The sequence below is a fragment of the Sunxiuqinia rutila genome, assembly GCF_050589705.1.
In the GTDB taxonomy this organism is placed as follows: Bacteria; Bacteroidota; Bacteroidia; order Bacteroidales; family Prolixibacteraceae; genus Sunxiuqinia; species Sunxiuqinia rutila.
The window spans coordinates 95,810-114,858 of sequence record NZ_JBNGOT010000001.1 but is presented as its reverse complement, the minus strand read 5'-3'; the positions used below and the strand labels follow the sequence as shown (position 1 = coordinate 114,858).

The 19,049-nt window shown below is 40.9% G+C and carries 11 protein-coding genes; 3 read left to right on the top strand and 8 right to left on the bottom strand.

Annotation, left to right across the window (positions count from 1 at the left end):
- The first annotated feature begins 266 nt into the window (after positions 1-266).
- The 3 genes from ACRD6K_RS00465 (at position 267) to ACRD6K_RS00455 (ending at position 6,080) form a co-directional block, all read left to right on the top strand.
- Positions 267-4,301: a two-component regulator propeller domain-containing protein gene (locus ACRD6K_RS00465; protein ID WP_430971643.1), complete on the top strand. Its 4,035-nt coding sequence runs from the start codon at positions 267-269 to the stop codon at positions 4,299-4,301.
- 273 nt (positions 4,302-4,574) lie between these two features.
- Positions 4,575-4,688, top strand: coding sequence for a transposase (locus tag ACRD6K_RS00460; protein WP_430971642.1), 114 nt, complete (start codon positions 4,575-4,577; stop codon positions 4,686-4,688).
- Between the two features lie 216 nt (positions 4,689-4,904).
- Entirely contained in the window at positions 4,905-6,080 is a 1,176-nt protein-coding gene (locus tag ACRD6K_RS00455; RefSeq protein ID WP_430971641.1) for a GIY-YIG nuclease family protein, read from the top strand.
- Positions 6,081-6,138: 58 nt separating this feature from the next.
- Here ACRD6K_RS00455 and ACRD6K_RS00450 read toward each other — a convergent pair whose 3' ends face one another.
- Genes ACRD6K_RS00450 through ACRD6K_RS00415 form a run of 8 tightly spaced genes read right to left on the bottom strand, consistent with a single transcriptional unit; the run spans position 6,139 to position 18,497 of the window.
- Positions 6,139-6,777 carry a DUF4391 domain-containing protein gene (locus tag ACRD6K_RS00450; protein WP_430971640.1) on the bottom strand — a complete coding sequence of 213 codons (639 nt, stop codon included), beginning with the start codon at positions 6,775-6,777 and terminating at the stop codon, positions 6,139-6,141.
- Between the two features lie 7 nt (positions 6,778-6,784).
- Positions 6,785-10,012, bottom strand: a complete 3,228-nt coding sequence (locus tag ACRD6K_RS00445; protein WP_430971639.1) for a helicase-related protein — start codon at positions 10,010-10,012, stop codon at positions 6,785-6,787.
- A gap of 10 nt (positions 10,013-10,022) precedes the next feature.
- A complete protein-coding gene (locus ACRD6K_RS00440; protein ID WP_430971638.1) occupies positions 10,023-10,997 on the bottom strand; it encodes a restriction endonuclease in 975 nt (324 codons plus the stop codon).
- 28 nt (positions 10,998-11,025) lie between these two features.
- Entirely contained in the window at positions 11,026-14,160 is a 3,135-nt protein-coding gene (locus tag ACRD6K_RS00435) for a type III restriction-modification system endonuclease (protein ID WP_430971637.1), read from the bottom strand.
- Positions 14,160-15,830, bottom strand: a complete 1,671-nt coding sequence (locus ACRD6K_RS00430; RefSeq protein ID WP_430971636.1) for an RNA-binding domain-containing protein — start codon at positions 15,828-15,830, stop codon at positions 14,160-14,162. Before ACRD6K_RS00430 ends, ACRD6K_RS00435 begins: the two co-directional genes overlap by 1 nt.
- A 3-nt stretch (positions 15,831-15,833) precedes the next feature.
- Positions 15,834-16,535: a hypothetical protein gene (locus ACRD6K_RS00425; RefSeq protein ID WP_430971635.1), complete on the bottom strand. Its 702-nt coding sequence runs from the start codon at positions 16,533-16,535 to the stop codon at positions 15,834-15,836.
- Between the two features lie 25 nt (positions 16,536-16,560).
- Positions 16,561-16,929 carry a hypothetical protein gene (locus ACRD6K_RS00420; protein ID WP_430971634.1) on the bottom strand — a complete coding sequence of 123 codons (369 nt, stop codon included), beginning with the start codon at positions 16,927-16,929 and terminating at the stop codon, positions 16,561-16,563.
- Complete coding sequence (locus ACRD6K_RS00415) at positions 16,884-18,497, bottom strand: site-specific DNA-methyltransferase (RefSeq protein WP_430971633.1); 1,614 nt, start codon at positions 18,495-18,497, stop codon at positions 16,884-16,886. The genes ACRD6K_RS00420 and ACRD6K_RS00415 overlap by 46 nt, the downstream gene beginning before the upstream one ends.
- Positions 18,498-19,049: the final 552 nt, after the last annotated feature.

The window sequence follows — 19,049 nt, the reverse complement described above, 5'->3', positions numbered from 1 at the left end:
CCAGATATCTGACTTCAACGCAATCAAAATCAACCTGACTTGTATCATTCTAAGAATACTCCTATTTATCTCAGCTATTGGTCATGTCAGACCCCTCGTCCAACGTTCTTCCTTTCAAATATAAATACACCATCAAACGAACTCTGTCACACATATTGCATATTCTTTCAAGCATTGTTCGCTAATGAGATAAATGCGGTTGCCTTGCAACATATATATTAGTTCTTGTAGTTAAATTCAGCTATTTTTGCAACAAACATTTGCATATGAAGATCGTACTCATAACATTTTTGCTTTGTTTTTTTGGGCACGAAATGAATGGCAGTAATACTGATTTTACATTTCGTCGCATTTCTCCTCTTGGTGGATTTTCATCCGAATCGGTTAATGCAATTATTCAAGATCAAAATGATTTTATATGGGTAGCAACCAATTATGGGCTACTCAAATACAGTATGCGGGACGAAAACAAGTTCAGCAACGAAGAAAAGAAAAGTGACTGCCTTAAAAATGGTGCGATTAATTCCTTAGCCATTGACCGTGACGGACGAATATGGGTAGCAATCAGTGATAAAATATGCGTAATGGACAAAGCTACTCAGCTTTTTAGTCAATTTCATTATAATGATAAAGATGGCATCGTTAAAAACAAATATATACATCATATAGCGAGTGATAATGAAGGAAATATATGGATAGCAGATCAGGCTGGTATGGGCCGGCTTAATGCTGACAACGGCTATCTTGAACGTCTGGCCTTCGACAACGATGAAAAGCCTGTATACTTCTATTTTGATGTAAACAATAATGTATGGATTGGCACTCAGGAAGGGAGTGTTTATAAAGCAAAACTCACAGACCTAAAGCCAGAATTATTTATCCCTGCCCAGGGAAATAAGGTAACTTCCATATACAGAGACAATCACAACATTTGGATAGGCTATATAAAAAATGGTCTCATCTTGTATTCAATGGATGGCACCCAAACCAAGAAGTTTGATTTTAATAAAGCGATGGGGGTCGATTATGATAGCTGGGATATTCGTAAAGTCATCAAGGATCGAAGTGGTACATTCTGGATAGCAACCTACTATGGCCTGTTTATCCAGCAACCAGGACAGCAGCTATTATGGATTGACAGTGACAAGAATGAAGGACTGCCCAACTCCTCTATCTTTGAACTGTTTGAAGACAAACAAAATGGAATCTGGATCGGAACATGGGCCGGTGGCATTAGTTATTATCACTATGCCAATAATCAGTTTATCAACTATTCACATTCTAAAGATCCATCATCTATCAGTAATAATATGGTCAGTTGTTTTGCTCAGGATAGCAATGGAAAAATATTTGTTGGAACCGAAAGGGGAGGGCTCAACAGCTTTGATAAGCAACAAGGCACCTTTACAACAGTACCTCTCTCCAACGACCAAAATACCTACAATATTAAATACCAATGTTTTGATAGCTTCGACGGGCACTGGGTAGCAACAAAAGCAAACGGACTTTGGCATAAACCAGCGGGCTACAGCTCTTATACGCATTTTGATGCCGGTCCGGAAGATGGGAAGCATATTTCTTTCAATGAAGTTTATTCGCTTTTCCCGGTTGATTCAGGAGTATGGATAGGTACACACGGGGGAGGTCTCAACTTCTACCATCACAAAACCAAGAAAATTTCTTTTCAATCGTCAATATTCCCCAACGAAATACCAAACAACTCGCCGTTCATTAAATCCATCATTGTGGATTCCAACTCAAATATCTGGATAGGAACCGTGAGCGATATCAGGTGCATTCCGCTTAAACCTAATACTCCTATTAAAAAAAATGCACAAGCCGGGTTAAACAGATTAATCTACTCCATTACAGAACTCAAGAACGGAACAATCTGGATAGGAACTAAAACGGATCTCATTATTTATAATCCAAAAGATGACAAGTTTACCAGTTTCAATGCCAACAATCTATTAAACAACAATGCCGTTTATGGCGTTTTAGAAGACTTCAATCAACACATCTGGATTACAACCAATAATGGTCTGGTATTGTATAAACCAGAACACCAAACCGCAAGGCATTTTAAGACCTCAGACGGAATACAAGGCCTTTGGTTTAATCCACAATCGATATTTAAAGACCAAGATAACTTATTGTACTTTGGAGGCACTAATGGTTTCACTACTGTAAATACAGATAACATAAAAATTAATACCCGACCACCAAAGGTAATTATAAGCGATGCCATCATTAATAATGAGAAGCACTGCAATCTTTTCTATACCAACATGGACTCCGTTACCAATCAACTACGTCTTAAACCAAATGAAACCACCCTCCGCTTTAAATTCACTTCGGACAATTACTTATTACCCGAAAAAAACCGCTTCCAGTACCGGCTGGTCAATTTCTATGATGAGTGGATTGAAGCAGGCCAGGAGGCTTCAGCCATGTTCACCAACCTGAAATGGGGCTCATACATATTTGAAGTAAAAAGCTGTAATAATGATGGCATATGGTGCTTGGAGCCTGCACGTATACACATAACCATAACCAAACCGCTTTATGCAACAAACACAGCCTATATTACTTATTTACTACTTGTTGGCTCCATCCTGTTTTTCTTAATAAGAATATTAAAGGCACGGACAAAACTGAGAAATGACATCATTATACAGAAAATACAACACCAACAGGAAGAGGATATCAATGAACTGAAGCTAAGCTTTTTTACCAACGTATCGCATGAATTCAAGACCCCTCTGTCACTTATTTCAGGGCCTACCAAATCATTAATCGAAGCTGATAACTTAACAGATTCTCAGAGAGAGATGGTAGATATTATTCAGCGCAACTCAAAGCGGTTACTTATACTGATTAATCAAATCATTGACTTTCGTAAATTGGAAGAAGGAAAAGAGAAATTAAACCTTTTGACCGATGATGTCATTGGTTTTCTTAAAGAGCGAAGCTTGCATTTTTCTTTTGACATCCAATCGAAGTCCATTTCTTTTACGGAAAGCTACCCGGATAAACACATTAAAATGGAGTTTGATCCTGAAAAGCTAGATTACATTATTTTTAATTTGCTTTCGAACTCCTTTAAGTTCACAACCAACAACAAAAAAATTAGTCTTTCATTAAAAAAAGGTAAACACCAACCTCCAAAGGATGAGTATCAAAACCACACCAGTTTTGGCGAACTCCACACCGACGAAACTATATCTATTTTAATAGAAGATGAAGGTCCGGGAATAGATGCGCAAGACCTCAGGAAAGTATTCGACCGCTTTGAACAAGGCAAAGACTTACGCAAAAACAGTTCAGGCATTGGCCTTTCATTGTGTCGCGACTTTACGCTTATGCACAAAGGCTGCCTGCATGCATACAGCACACCGGGCAAAGGCAGCTGTTTTGTCGTTCAGCTACCGCTAAAGCAAGAGGGTGAAAACATATATTTTGAATCCTATAGCACAACTATTTCTCAGGATTTAGTAATTCATGAAGCTAAAGAAAAAAGTCAAAAATCAAATGCTATGGTTCTGATTGTGGAAGATAATCCGGACTTAAGAACATATATAAGCTCCGTACTAAAGCCACAGTACCAGACAAAAACAGCAGAAAATGGGAAAATTGCACTGGATATACTTCAATCAACAGCAGTGGATATAATTGTTTCGGATGTTATGATGCCTGAAATAGACGGATTCAAACTTTGCGCTAAAATAAAAAGCGACATGGCCACTTCTCATATACCGGTCATTCTCTTAACAGCCCTTTCATCAACAGAGAATCAGATTACAGGAATGCAATTGGGTGCTGATTCCTTTCTACCAAAACCGTTTGACGACGAGCTGTTACTAACTCAAATAAGCAACCTACTGGGACAGCGTGCTAAGCTTCGCAAATATTTTGGTCCTAAAATACCGGCTACTGAATCATCCGAGATGAATGGACTCGATAATTACTTCCTAAAAAAACTAAACAATATCATTGAAGAACACCTAAATAACGAAAAATTCGATATTGAGCTACTGACAAGTCTGATTGGCATTAGTCGCTCCCAACTGCATCGTAAGCTTAAAAATCTGACCGGCTATTCAACTTCTGAATACATTCGTATATATCGCTTGGAAAAAGCCATTAATTTACTTAAAACAAATCAATACAACATTGATGAAGCAGCTCATATAGTTGGGTTCTCTACTCACTCTTATTTTACCAGAAGTTTCAGAAAGCATTACAACCAAACACCCAAAGAGTACATAGCCAAACTAAACCAGATAGAAGATGATAGCTAGTCAATTCTCAAAACAAAACAAACCATTGATTGTCAGCAGGATTAATGAATGAAAATTCGTGATTTCAAGGTGTTAAATTGCAAGATTATTAGTATATCAGGGAAAAACCTTGCAGAAATTATGAAAGGGAGATTGCCTAATCAAGATCAAAAAAATTTATTCCGTCCCATACTCAAAGACATCATTAATCCTAAGCACGAACTGACAATATTTTGAAGAAAGCTTCAGTCCACTCTACTCTCATACAGGGCAGCCTAGGTGCCTATACGAACGATGGTTGGCTTACTTTTGTTAAAAAGGATTTACAACTCAGGAGATGAAACAGTCATGGCGCAATGGGTTCAGAATCGTTACTTACAATACTTTTGTGGGGAAGCAAAGTTTTAGTAGGAAGCACCGTGTGATCCATCTGACATGGTTCACTTCCGCAAACGCATTGCATGACAAGGGGCAGAAAAAATATTAGAGGCTTCCATTCGAACCAAAAGAGATGAGATTAAAGGCAGCAATGATGCACTGATTAAAACAAATAACAAACAATCAATCCCTCACGTAAGAATATCATATTTACTATTGCATTTGTCCCATTTAATAATGCCCCTCATGAGAGAGAAATGGACAGAGAGAAGACTTCATGATAAAGCGTTAATGTACCAACATCGAAATGACTTCAAAAAAGGCTCACCTAAAGCATATGATCGTGCACGGAAGTTGAAGTTACTGGATCAGATTTGCGGTCATATGGAAAAACAGAGAAAATCCTGGTCCGAAGAGAAAATCCAAAAAGAAGCTAACAAATACAATAGGCGTATTGATTTCCAAAAACAATCTTCAAAAGCCTATGATGCTGCAAGACATCACGGAATACTGGACAAGGTTTGTTGTCACATGATTCCGGAGCGAATTCAATGGAATACAGAACTAGCAAGAAACGAGGCCTTAAAATATGAATCAAAAGTCGAGTTTAAGAAAAATAGCTTGCAGGCATACCGTTATGCATGCAAAAATGGAATCATGAGAATGATTACTTCTCACATGAAGAACAAACGTAAAGAATGGAATGCAATTACTATCTCTAAAGAAGCATTAAAATACCGAACTTTAGGCGAATTTCAATCCAGCAATAGATCAGCCTATCAAGCAGCAAGAAATAAAAACATATTAGAAGAGGTCTGCTCACACATGAAAAAAGTTGCCAACCTAAAAGAGAGAAGTATCTATGTAATCTTCTTTCCTATTAAAAACTCATTCTACGTAGGTCTCACTTACAATTTTTCAAAACGGATCGCAATGCATAAAAACAACAGCTCAAACCAAGCAGTTCGAGAGCTAATGGCCCGGCATACTCCTTTCAAAGCAATTGAAATAATTAAAAATGTTCCAATGAACAAAGCAGGAAAACTTGAAGAGAAGTATCGAAAAGAATTCATAAATGAAGGCTACATTTGTTTAAACAAGAACAAAACAGGAGCATTGGGAGGTGCTAGAAGATTCTGGACGCCTAAAAAGATAGCTAAAGAAGCACAAAAATATACTATAAGAACTCAGTTTCGCGATGGTAGTCCAGGAGCATATAATGCAGCCTTGGACCTCAAAATTATTGATGATGTATGCTCACACATGATGACATTTATGAATAAATGGGATGAATCGTCCATCTTAAATAGAGCTCGAAGATTCACATCTACAAAAGAGTTAATAAGTAAAGAGTGGAATGTTTACGTTGCAGCACAAAGAAGATCCATGCTGTCAAAAATTAAAGAACTGTATGGTGAATAATTCTCACACATAACTCAAATAAATCTAAAAAGTTAGTGTCCTGATCGTCCCTAGTAGCTTATAGTGAAATTAGTATCGACCTATATTCCTGCAGCTCCAGGTTTAGTTCGACTTTTCGGTTGAATTGTTTGCAGCGTTTTATTTCCTGTTCAAGTTTGGTGATTTTTTGTTGGAGCAGTTTGATCTGCTGCTCGTTTTGGATCAGGGCTGATATGTCTGAGGTGTCGGATTGGGGCTTACCTGAAAGCTGAAAACATAGGTCATTGAAAATGAAGTCGAGGCTTTGCCGGAGATTCAGTTGGTAGGAATTTTTTGCTTTATCAAACCAAGCGGAGGTGAAGGTCCAATCGATAACTGCTGTGTTTTCGTTCGTAGGATGAGGATGTTTCTTTGACAACGAAATCATTGCTTCCTCACCGTGAGTAACTAAAAAAATGATTGGATACGGAATTGAGCGATCGATAATTTGTAGCAGATCAGCGATCTGATCTTTTTCCTTTAGGGAGATACTAAAGATCTGTATTTCCTCAACCTCATTCCCTTCCAAGTTAATGGTAGTCGCAGATAGTTTATTTTCCCATTTGATTTTTGCCACCTTATCGGTAAACATTCGCTTTTGCTTCGAAGAGGTATAATTGTCGAAAGCGTTTTTCGGAATTATCTTGTTTACGATAGTTGTTTGAGGCAATTGGAACATCAGCTTGCTATTTAACGATTATAAATGAAATTAGCTTAAAATCCTCAATCCCTTTGATGTTGTTCTGCAAAGCTGTTGTTCCTCCAGCTTTAAACAAGGAAAGTACATCCCGCTCCTCTTCCGTTTGAAGGACTGTGCTAATTGACTTACGAAGCAGACCTGAATATTTATCCATATTCCGATAATCGCTCGTTTCTGCACTGAGCTCTTCGCACAGTTGATTCAAAGGACCTTTTTTGCCTTTGCATAATATGCGGAATTTATCCAGAATTTTCTTCGCATCAACATGATTGTTTATTAGCTCGCCCTCGTTATTCAGATAAACCAAATAATACGGATGCAAGCGGTTCATTTTATTAATATTGACTTGGGTATTTACATTTTTTAGGACAAAGATCACCCCCTGCGGTAGGAACTCGTTTGTTCCTGTTACGGCATGCAGTCCTTCCGGAATATTCTTGAGGTAGCCATACTCCTTAATCATATTTGCTAAATCGACCCGGAAGTCATTTAAACCCAAATCTGTAATGCTTACTCCTTCCCGTAAATCCTCCAAATCCACTACTTCCTCTTTCAGGCGTTGGAGCTGAATTTTTCGATACTCCAGGTCTTTCTCCTCTGCATTCAAAATGTTATCATCACCGGTCCCTGCCATGTTTGCTATTAACATGCGATTTTCGACCCGCTGTTTCAGGTTGATGTAGGTATCCAATGTCACATCGGGCCAAAAGTTGACCATTGTGATCGACTCATTAATGGAGCCAATCCGATCAATACGCCCAAAGCGCTGAATGATCCGCACCGGGTTCCAGTGAATATCGTAGTTAATTAAGTAATCACAATCCTGTAAGTTTTGACCTTCCGAGATACAATCGGTAGCTATTAGCAGGTCAATGTCTACATTCAGGCTGGCATGTGCCAGTGCCTTATTTTTTGACACCGGAGAGAAACAGGTTAGAAGCGAATTGAGGTCGTAGGGAATATTCTTAATGGTACAGGTTCGCTTTGAGCCTGTTATCAAAGCTGTATTAATCCCAAACTCTTTCCTGAGTTGCTCTTTCAATGATGCGTAGAGGTAGTTTGCTGTATCGGCAAAGGCGGTAAAGATGATTATCTTCCGGTTGCCGGAATTAACCGGTGTTTCAATTTTCTCAGCGATATTCTTTTTTAAGCGAATCAGTTTCAAGTCTTCTGCGGGCGTGATATCTTTTACTCCATCCAATAGCCGTTCGAGAATAATTCTATCTTCATTCAAATCTTCCTCCCAACGTGCAATATCCATATCGCCGATATGGACTTTCACTTTCTTCCCAATAATGTTTTCTTCGTCCCCCCAGTCTGGTTCCCAGTCTAAATCATCAGTCATTGAGTCAAATTGTGCGGAGGTAAAATCACCGTCTGCATTGTTTTTAATTACTTTCAGGGCATCATAAATTTGATTGAGAATATTTTCGATTGTCAAACGAAAGGCCATCACAGAACTTTCGATCCGTTTTAGCAAGTTCATTCTCATGAGCAATTGCAGGGACTTTTCACGATCGACCTGTGTAAAGCGACCTGATTTGACCTCCTTGTCATACAACTCGGCATACAATTGAACCTTACTATCCAAAATGTAACTCAAAGGTGAGTACACTGAAAGATTGAGTAATGAAAGTTGTTCTGCTATTGTCTTAAAGTCTAACTCATTCGACTCTACCAATGGACATTGAATTGAGACGGGTTTGTTCCGTTGAGGAAATTTTCCTATTGCCGAGGTATCGTAATAGGTTGTAATGTGTTTCCGCGATCGTGCAATGGTTAAGCTATCAAGAATTTGAAAAAAGTCAAAGTCGAGCATTTCCAACAGGGTTTCTGTTGATCGTCGTTGCAATTCCAATTTTGACCAGCTATTAAAGGCTTTTTGTGCACTTCGGAAGACTGATTCGATTCCTTTCTCCGTATCCAGTTTTTTGTCCATCAGTTCCGGCATTCCTTCATAGGCTAGTGCCAACTGGTTTTTCAGATCATTAAACCTGTTATTGACGGGCGTAGCAGACAGCATGAGGACTTTAGTATCAATCCCTTCCTGAATAATTTTACGGAGCAACTTCTGGTAACGATTTTCTTTTCCTACGGTTGTGTTGTTATTTCTGAAGTTGTGAGACTCGTCGATGACCACCAGACCATAATTCCCCCAGTTGACATTCTCGAGTTTGCGCCCATTACTAAAGCCACGTTCACGGGACAGATCGGTATGGAATAGTACATCGTAATTGAATTTATCTTTGGCCAACATATTTCCTTTGTCGTTGTGCCGATAAGTATTCCAGTTATCCTCCAGTTTTTTTGGACACAGCACCAGGACATCTTTGTTTCGTTTCTCGTAATATTTGATAATACCAAGCGCAGTAAATGTTTTTCCGAGACCGACGCTATCAGCCACAATACAGCCGTTGTATTTTTCGAGTTTGTTGATAGCCCCAATTACTGCATCCTGCTGGAAATTGTAGAGCATCCGCCATATTTCGGTATCCTTAAAGCCAATTTCTTCGTTGGGTAAATTTTCGAGTGACAGGTCACTCAGAAACTCATTGAAGATGTTGTACAGGGTCACAAAATAGATGAATTCAGGGCTATTCTCTTTGTACGCGTTTCTAAAGTACTCCTGAACCTTGGCAGTAACGTCGTGCAAGCTTTCTTTGTCCGACCACACCTGGTTAAACCAATCAAGGTATGCTCTACTTTCCGGAAAATCCACCTTCTGGATGAGTGTAGGAAAGCCTTTCTTATGCGTAACGCCCAGATCAGAAGTAGTGAAGCCGTTGATATTTGAAAAAGCTTTACCGTCAGCATCTGCCTGATTAATATGGAGCATTCCATTTAAGGGCTGATTGGAATGGATATTTGACTTGAAGGTCACTTTATTTTTCACCCAATCGCTACACTCTTTCGCAATGGCTCTCTGGTTCAGCTCATTTTTTAATCGCAATTCGAACTCACCACCACACAGGTGTTGCTCGTTGTAAATGTGCGGGATATAAAACTCACGGACTTCCTTTTGAAACTTTTCCTCAATGAAGGTGGGAGAGGTAAAAATGAAACGCATCTCCTCAACGCTTTTTAGTTCTTTTACCAGCGCTTCAAAAGCGTAAATCGAAAATGTTGAGGCAGCAATTGAAAGCTTACTTCCTTTTTTGATTTCGACTTTCAGGTCGTCAACTAGCCTTGAGTTTATATTATCGATGAGTTTCATTGCATTCTGTTTAAGCGATTACCAAACCAATCTTCAGATTCAATTTTTTCTGAAACTCTTCAGGAATATCATCCCAATGTTCCACTAAAATATCAACCAATTGGGTTCCATTAATCAACCCAATACGTGGGAAGCCTTGCTCGTTTGCAATTTTCTTAGCTGCATCCTGGTAGTCTGCAGTTGTAATGAAGGCCCCCTGCCCATTTGAAGGAATATTTTGACGAAGTTCTTTTACGGTATTGGCCTTAATCTTTGCTCCCAACTTATAGCGTTTAGCCTGAACAAATATCTTCATTTTTGCCAGGCCAGAGATATTTAGCTCACCAATAGCATCAACACCTCCATCTCCGACTTTCCCTTTGTGCTCACTGCCTTCAAAGCCTAAAGCTGTGAGCAGGTGAGTTATCAAAATTTCAAATTCCGTTGCATCAAGCTCAAGTATTCTGTTGAGCACAGTTGTATAGTAATCGTATTCCGCTTTTTGTTCTGATTTTGAAAGTAACTCAGAGTGACCGATTGTAGAAAAGAAGTTCTTTTTATGACTGATGGAAAACACAGTTAGAGATGAACGAATTGTATTTTGGAATGGTACTGAGAATTGAGAGCGTTGAATAGGCTCCTTTGTCCATTTTACCTTTTTACGATGCTTGTAAGGACAAGCATCTACCATCATATCTGCAAAGTAGTACGGATTCTGCTCCACCACCCCATAGCAAATATATTCAGTATCTTTTGCCGGGGTAATAACATAATCCCCTGGTTGAATATCCATTAAGAAACGGGCTATCTGTCCGACTTGCTGTCCAATAACTACGTTACTCTTGTCTTTCGGGTATTCTTGCTTATATAAGGGGTACAAATCTTCTTTTTTCTTTATTCCCGAAAGATTATTATTTGGAAGCCAACCAATAGAAACATAGCCCCCACTAATGAATTGTTCGGTATAAGTTCCAAATTCTGCCCTTACGCAATATAATTCAACCATTCCTTTATACTTTCGTTTCTTTATTTCACTATTTAACCTGTACAATTTCGAGCATTTTTTCGTAGCTGCTCAGTTTATGGTATTTCACCGAGCCATCACTAATTTCGTCGAAGTGCTTGGTTGCACAGTGAATTTTTAGAGCCTCTATACCTTTCAGATCCATATCTTTTTCGGAACCTTTTGTTTCGGCGACGAAGTAGATGTGGCGGACTTTCTCCTTATCAAATACGATTGCCCAATCGGGAGAATAGTTGGCCACCGGCGTCGTGATATGGAAGCTTTTTGGAAGCTTTGCATATACAGTTACTTCTTCGCTGTTCTCCAGTGCTTCGGCAAACTTCTGCTCTACCTGAGAATCGGTAATCAGGTAGTCGTAAATGTGTCGTTTCAGTATTTCAGACTGACGCAAGGCTGATTTATCGTTTGTAAAAATGGTATGGGCATCGTGCCGTTCTTCTGTTTTGTGATACACGATATTGTTGATGATCAAACTGGCTTTTACCTCGTTGATCAGGCCGGCAGATTTGGCGATAAACTCCTCCGGGTTTTTGCGTACCAAATAGAATTGCTGTTCCTTGATTTCCTTCAGAATTGCTACCACCGAACGACGGGTCAGATTGGTTTTATTGACAATTTCGCCGACGATATCGTAAGCCGTATTCGTGTAAATATCGGTATTGAGTTTTTTGGTTGCCCGGCGTGTTTCTTTGAAAGCTTCTTTATTTTCTAGTTCCTCTTTGGTTGTTTCCAGCAACTCACCACTCTTTACCTCATAAATTCGATCTGAAATATGCAGGTCTGCATTTATTTTATTGATGCTATCACTAATCAGTTTTTCTGAATTGAAATTAACCTCGTAGATCGTTTTCAAGTTGATCTTATTCCAGAGTTCCTGAAATTCCTTCTTATGGAAGTTCTGATTGACAGAAACCTTGACTGCGCCCCGCTCGTCCTCCGGTTTGAACGGTTCGCCAGAATAAACTGATTTCATTAATCGGGTGACATCAGTCTGGAAAGGTTGGAATTCTTCGGGCAGATCGATTTTCCCAGATTCGATTATTTGACGGCCAATAGCGGTGATCCGGTCATCCTCGTCGATAATATCGTTTTTGTATAAGATTTTATTCAGGCGATTCGCCTGTTCTTTCGTAATTCGAATCTCAACGCCTTTCTCATCTTTAACGACTTTGCCAACAAAGTAATCGACATTCGCTTTTTGCGGACGATCTTTCAGGGTTGAGGCTATTTCGGATTGTAAGCCTTTTGCAAAAGCTTCGTAGCTTTCGGATGCAACCACTGTGAGCTTGTTAATTTCGTGTACCTCATCTCCAATGCTGTCGTAGTCGAGGCGAACACCGTGTTTATTCACGCATAGACGCATTCCCCGCCCCACTTCCTGACGGCGACGATTTGTACTGCCACTTTCAGCGTGTTTGAGCGCACAAATTTGGAATACGTTCGGGTTATCCCATCCTTCCTTCAAAGCAGAGTGCGAGAAGATGAATCGTACCGGCTCCTCGAAGCTCATGAGCTGCTCTTTGTTTTTCATGATCAGGTCATAGGCAGAAGTGTCCTCGGAATCCTCTTTACCTCGTTTCACTTTAGGGTCAACCAAGCGGTTCTTTTTATCGATGGAGAAATAGCCATTGTGTACCTGGCTCGCTTCGTCGCGATTTAAGTACTCCAAGTATGTTGGAGCATACCCCCTATGTATTTCCGAGGTACTGTGTTTATGCAGGTAGTCGTTGTATTCCTGATTGAAAAGGTCGATAAATTCGTTACGGATTAAATTGTATTCCTCTTCAAATATCCGGGCATATTCGCCCAATAGCTCATTACCGTCCCCATCGTACTTGCGGTATTTTTCGACTGAATCGATAAAGAAGAGCGACAGCACTTTAATCCCTTTTCCGTAAAGTTCTTTTTCCTTCTCTAAATGCGACAGGATCGTTTCTCTTATTTGAATCCGACGGAAAGCTTTTTCATCCAAATCGCCCATGGCCTCACCGCTATGAAGGTCTTCGCCATTAACAACAATTTTGTTGAAGTAGCCGTCAATTTCCTGAACCGTACAATTTTTATACTGGGGCATTTCACCGGAAAGCTGGTAAATATTGGCTCCTTTACTCAGCTTCTCGCGCACCCGCTTTACGCCGGAGCCATTGCGTTTTTCGTACTCGATAACTGCTACGGGCGGTTTGTTACTGCTCAGAATAATTTGTTCCAGGTATAAGTAGCCGGTGGTCCCTGTTGAACCTTTGAGGTTGATCCCTTTGACCTGAATTTTCTTGACCAGTTTATGGTTATAGGCATCAAGGGCATCGAGGCGGAATACTTTGTTGTATTCAATCTTGTGGGTGGCCGAGTAGCGCACCGTAAACAACGGATTAAAATGCTGCATCATTTCCAACGAGACCTTACCATCAACCGACTGTGGTTCGTCGATAATCAGGATTGGATTGGTTTGTGCCAGAATTTGGATGGGCGCCCGGGTTCCGAACTTATCTTGTTCTTTATGGATCAGCAAGGCATCTTTTCCTCGACGGGCGTACGCCTGAGTATTGATGATCATCACACTGATGCGGCTATCGGCTGCAAAATTTTCAATATCCTGTGGCCGGGCAGAATTGTAGATGAAGGGTTTTATTTTATGCCCATAACGCTCCTGAAAGTGATCCTGTGTAATTTCGAAGGATTTGTACACCCCCTCGCGAATGGCAACACTGGGAACAACGATGATAAATTTGCTCCAGCCATAATGTTTATGCAGCTCGTACATGGTGCGAATGTAGGTGTAGGTTTTACCGGTACCTGTTTCCATTTCAATAGTGAGGTGGTAGCCGTTTTTATAGCCTGCCGGACGTTCTACTTTTGAGCTTGCAATAATTTCGTTTGTGTGCTGAACCTCTTGTATATTTTCCAGCAGTTGCGATTCCGTGACGGCCAGTTGGCGGTTTCGGTAACCGATATTCTCCAGTATTTCGTTCTCCATTGCCAAGGCAGCTTGTGTATCACCGGCGGCCATCATCTTCTGACGGCGTTGCAGCTCGCGGGTACGTTCGAGGGTGAAATGCTGGGTAGCCATCGGCTGTCCTTTAAAGCATTCGACTACCGAGCCTACTGCCTGTATCTGGAATTGTTGTTCTTTAAATTGTAGTTTCATCACTGTTGATTCAGTAAATTCAGTAATCGCATCCCCGCCTCTGTTGTTTGATATCTTTGATTGGGATTCGTTCTATCCTCGGGGAACTCCTTGATCACCCAACCAGCTTCCAGCAAGGGATCTAAGTATTTTTCGCGATTATAAGTCTGATTGGTTAAATTCATTCGGGCAAATAAATCTGCCCTTTTCATCTTATTAATTAAGAGCGTTAGCATCTCTACTACTCGCTCATGTATTTGCTCATTCAGAATAGCCATCACTTCGTTAGTAGCTCCGTTAGTAGCTCCGTTAGTAGCTCCGTTAGTAGCTCCGTTAGTAGCTCCGTTAGTAGTTCCGTTAGCATAAGCCATAACGTCTTCTATATCCTTAAATGAAAACATATTAGCTTGGCTAGCTACTTGGTTACCCGACTGTGCAACAAGTTCAGTCAACGGATGAGCGGGAAGCGTTACCAGCACATGTGTGCTCTGCTCATCTGTATCAAACACAGGAGCAGGAGAACCATTTTTTTTCATGGCATTGTAAATCGTTGGAAAACCGGTACCACGACCTTCTGTCAATTTTAGCTCCTTCAGGAAGTCTCCAATTCGTCGGTTCCGATATTCCCGGGCAACTATTCTTCGTTGTGTCTTCAGGATTTCGGCATTTACCGGTGGCACAGGTCCTGGGAAACTCAAAATTTCAATCTTGTCCGGCCACACCTGTACTTCAATCGGTGAGCCCAGCTCATAGCTTTTGTGGTAGACCGCATTCGACAAAGCTTCCTCTACTGCGTCGAAAGGGAAGTTAACAAAGCGATCTGCTTCCGCCCGATCTGGGTGTTTTACGACCCTTTCACCAATAATATTGGTTTTAAGAAAGGATAATGTATCGCGTAATTGCTGATGCAAAGGGCCTTTAAAATAATACTCCTTGAAATTTCTACCTGAACCATCCTGGTGCCAGACCAATTCAATCCAGCAACGGCTGAAAAATTTGTCCGGTTGTTTCGAGAAGAAAAGCAGCCCAACATTGACGGGACGGCAATCCTCAACCGGCCCCCGAACAATGTGCATGGTTTTACACAGGTCGGGAAATGGCATTCGGGCACTCTCGTCGAACAAGTCGCTTTTTATTTCCTGCAAAAACGAACGGATGGTACCCAGATCCAAATCATCGACCGTTGCCTGATTATTTACCCGATCATCAAAAGGGATTCTGGCAGCTAATTCGTGCAATTGACGCAAATAATCGCCTTTTGCCACCAGGCTTCTGGAACCAATGCGGACGTAATAATTTCGGGAAGTTGATTTTCCCAGGGAATCCGGGGCCGAATAGGGTCGATTATCACCGGCAGGACACCAAAGCACTAGAATATGTTTATCATCGATAACATACGGTTGAACGATTGGATAGTAGGCCGGTTGAACTTGATTTGCCAGTTGAATGATTTTTCCCTGAATAGCATCGAGCTGATTAGCCTGCAAGCCATGCGGGGGCAACACTGGCTGACCGTTCTGTTCGTCAACGCCTACGATGATATAGCCACCTCCCCAATTGTGAATATCGTTAGCAAAAGCACAGATGGAATGAATGACATCCTCCGGATTCCAACCATGCTTGAACTCCAGGCGCTCCCATTCGACCGTCTGACCATGGATTAGATCGTGTATATTGATTGGTAAAGCCATATCTTATTTCCCTAGAATTTCATGTTTAAGAATCTCCCCTATTTGCACCCTCTTTTTATCAGCAAGATGTGCCCCCGACGGATGTGGAATTCCGAATGCTTTAATATCGTCTAATTTGCCTTTCAAAAGCAACCTTCGGGAATCGCGCAACAAACAGCTATCACCGTTACTTGTAATCGGCAAATAGTCGAAACACCCGGCAGTACCGAGACACAATATATTCTTAGGTTTTACAATTCGGGTAATGAGACCAAGCGAAAATTCGGCACATTTTTTAAATGCTGTTGCTCCGTACCGACGATTTAACAAATCCTCGATATTCGGTGAGTTGAAATAGACAAAATTCATATACATGCTTTCCTCTAAAATCTGCTGCATCTCTTGCTGTGCAAAAGACTTCTGTAAATTTTTCCAAATTGTCCAGTTCTTATGTTCGTGGTAAAACGGATTTCCAGCTAATAATACCTCTGGCGTCATTTGCTTTGCCTCTATTAAATGCCATACCGGATTTTCATACTGATCAGCATAGGAAAATTGTTCTGCCGGGTTGATCCCAAGGATTAACAGCTCCGGTTGCTCTTTGGGCAACGATTGAAAAGCATAGAACGAAAGGTCCATATCGTATTCCGGGGTCGTAGCCACCTCGTGACAATATGCAACTACATTCCGGCTCCACTCTAAAATATTCGCTTTAAATTCACTCATACCACTCCATTTCCTATTGTTCGTTTTAGATTACCCGCATCTCCGTATCGGGACTCAATTGCTTGAGTAATTGTTTCACGTTTTCTTTGGCGGTATCGTTGGCGAAGGAACTGTCGCGGAAAACAATGCGCAGGGGTTGCTCTTTGGCTACTTCTTTGGCAAAGGCTTCGTTGATACCGGCATCGAAACAACAGTAGAGGCTGTTGGCGGCTACTTTGTAGATGGTTTTACCGGCCAAGGTAGTTTCCTCTATTTTTAGCGAAAGCGGCAAGCCCCAATCCAACATCACTTGTGTTACCAAATCCATAGCGGTGCGCCCGGGTTTGAGGTTATCGGCAAAGAGATCCATCATCCCTTGGTTGTAATCCTGCGGGCGGTAATAGACATCCTGCATGTTGGAGGAGTCGAGGCGGAAGACACGGAAACCGAAATCCGGTTTTGAGTTTTGAGTTTTGAGTTGTCAAAATCAAGTTTTCCGGATTCCTTTTGTTGCCTGTCTTCCAGCTCAGCTTGTATTTTTTTGGCGGCTCGGCGGATGCGTTCTTTACCAATTTCGCAGATGGTTGCGTAGCCTGCTTTGTATGCTTCGCTTTTCTCGTCGGTTTGCTCGGGCAACTGCACCATGATGAATTTGCGGTTGCCGCCATCTTCGGCGTTGAGCTGCATGACGGCGTGAGCGGTGGTGGCAGAACCGGAGAAAAAGTCGAGGATGATGTCACTTCCTTTCATCCCTATTTCAATGGATTTCTTTAAAAGACTTATTGGTTTTGGAAAATCAAATACCGTTCTTCCATCAAATGTCTCCCGCACAACGATTGAGCCTTCAGAAGTTGCATTCACATCATTAAACAAAGTTCGATAAGGTTTAAATCGAGGCTCTTCCGTTCTTATTTTTTCATATGCAATGTAAGTTCCATCTTGACGAGGGACAAAGTCTACATTACCATTTTCTACAAATTCTAGCATTTTCACTTTACCATATCGCCAACATCCTTCTTCTCCATCATTCTTTATGGGATACACCTCTACACCATTTGGTCCTTTTATTGGAAACCACATTGTTGGCCGGTCAATACGTCTTGAATTTGAACCCCATTTGTTTAATTCACGCCCTCTCCTGTATCGCCCTTTCTCATCAACTTCTGTTAGTGGTTCAGATTCAATTTCGATTGCTCCAAGGTCAACGCATTCATGCTTCTTAGAAAAACAAAGTACATATTCATGATCCACGACAACCGTTTTTGAATCACTTCCTCCCCCTTTCTTTGATTGCCATACAAAAGATGCGATGAAATTTAATTCTCCGAAGACTTCATCACAAACTTTTCGCAAATTATGTATCTCATCTTCTCCAATCGAGATGAAAATCGCCCCATCATCCGTTAGCAAATTGCGGGCGAGTTTAAGGCGCGGGTACATCATGCTTAACCAATCGGAATGATACCGACCGCTGGTTTCGGGGTTTGGCACCAGGCGGTTGCCTTGTTCATCGGTTTGGCCGCTTTCGGCTTTAAACTCGTCGGAGTCTTGCGTAAAGTTGTCGCGGTAAATAAAGTCGTTTCCCGTGTTGTAAGGCGGGTCGATGTAGATCATTTTGATTTTGCCGAGATAGCTTTCCTGCAACAGCTTGAGCACTTCGAGGTTGTCGCCCTCGATGTAGAGATTTTCGGTGTTTTCGAAATCGACCGATTCTTCGGGCACCGGCCGCAGCGTGTTGGTGGTCGGCAGGTTAGCGGTCACAATGGCTTCGCGCTTGCCGGGCCATTCGAGGCGGTAGCGTTCTTTGGTACCTTCCACTACTTCGTGGTTGAGCTCCTGGCGGAGTAAATCAAAATCAATGGCTTTGCCGCTGTCGGTTTCGGTTACGCAGTTGGGAAAGAGGGCGGCTAATTTTTCAATATTTTGGTTCACTAAATCGGGTGATTGGAGATCGAGCTTATCGGACATATTAAATCTTTTCAAGTTATTCTTTTTAATTTCCAGGTATGTGATTTAGAATAAAAAGTAAAATTAGGAAAAATTGAGTATTGGGAAACTCTTAATTGAGAATAATAGAAGCTTATGACCAAACCTTGATTGAATATGAGCAACTGATCGTCAATCATTTATTTAAATCTCCTAATGTGGTCCAATTCTTATAGATACAGCGAGTTTCTCAAACGGCAAAGAGTTTTTATTAAGAGCGAAGAGACACGGGTTAAAATGACTGGTTTTTAGTCTTTTTAACGGTCTTTAATAAATAGCAGGTAATACTATAATATGACATTGCACGGCATGTGTTTTTCAACTAATTTTTTGAACACAAATTCTCCAAATTTTCCGCACCTATAACAATCTTAATTACAGAACCTATAATTAATAACTTTACATACTTTAAAAATTATTATATCATAATTGGGATCATGTCCCTAACAAACGCCCCCCAAGAAAATCACTAATAATCAGTAACTAAGAAACTATAATATTCAGCATTATACGATGGACGGCTATTGTAGACACTCCTAATCTATGTGT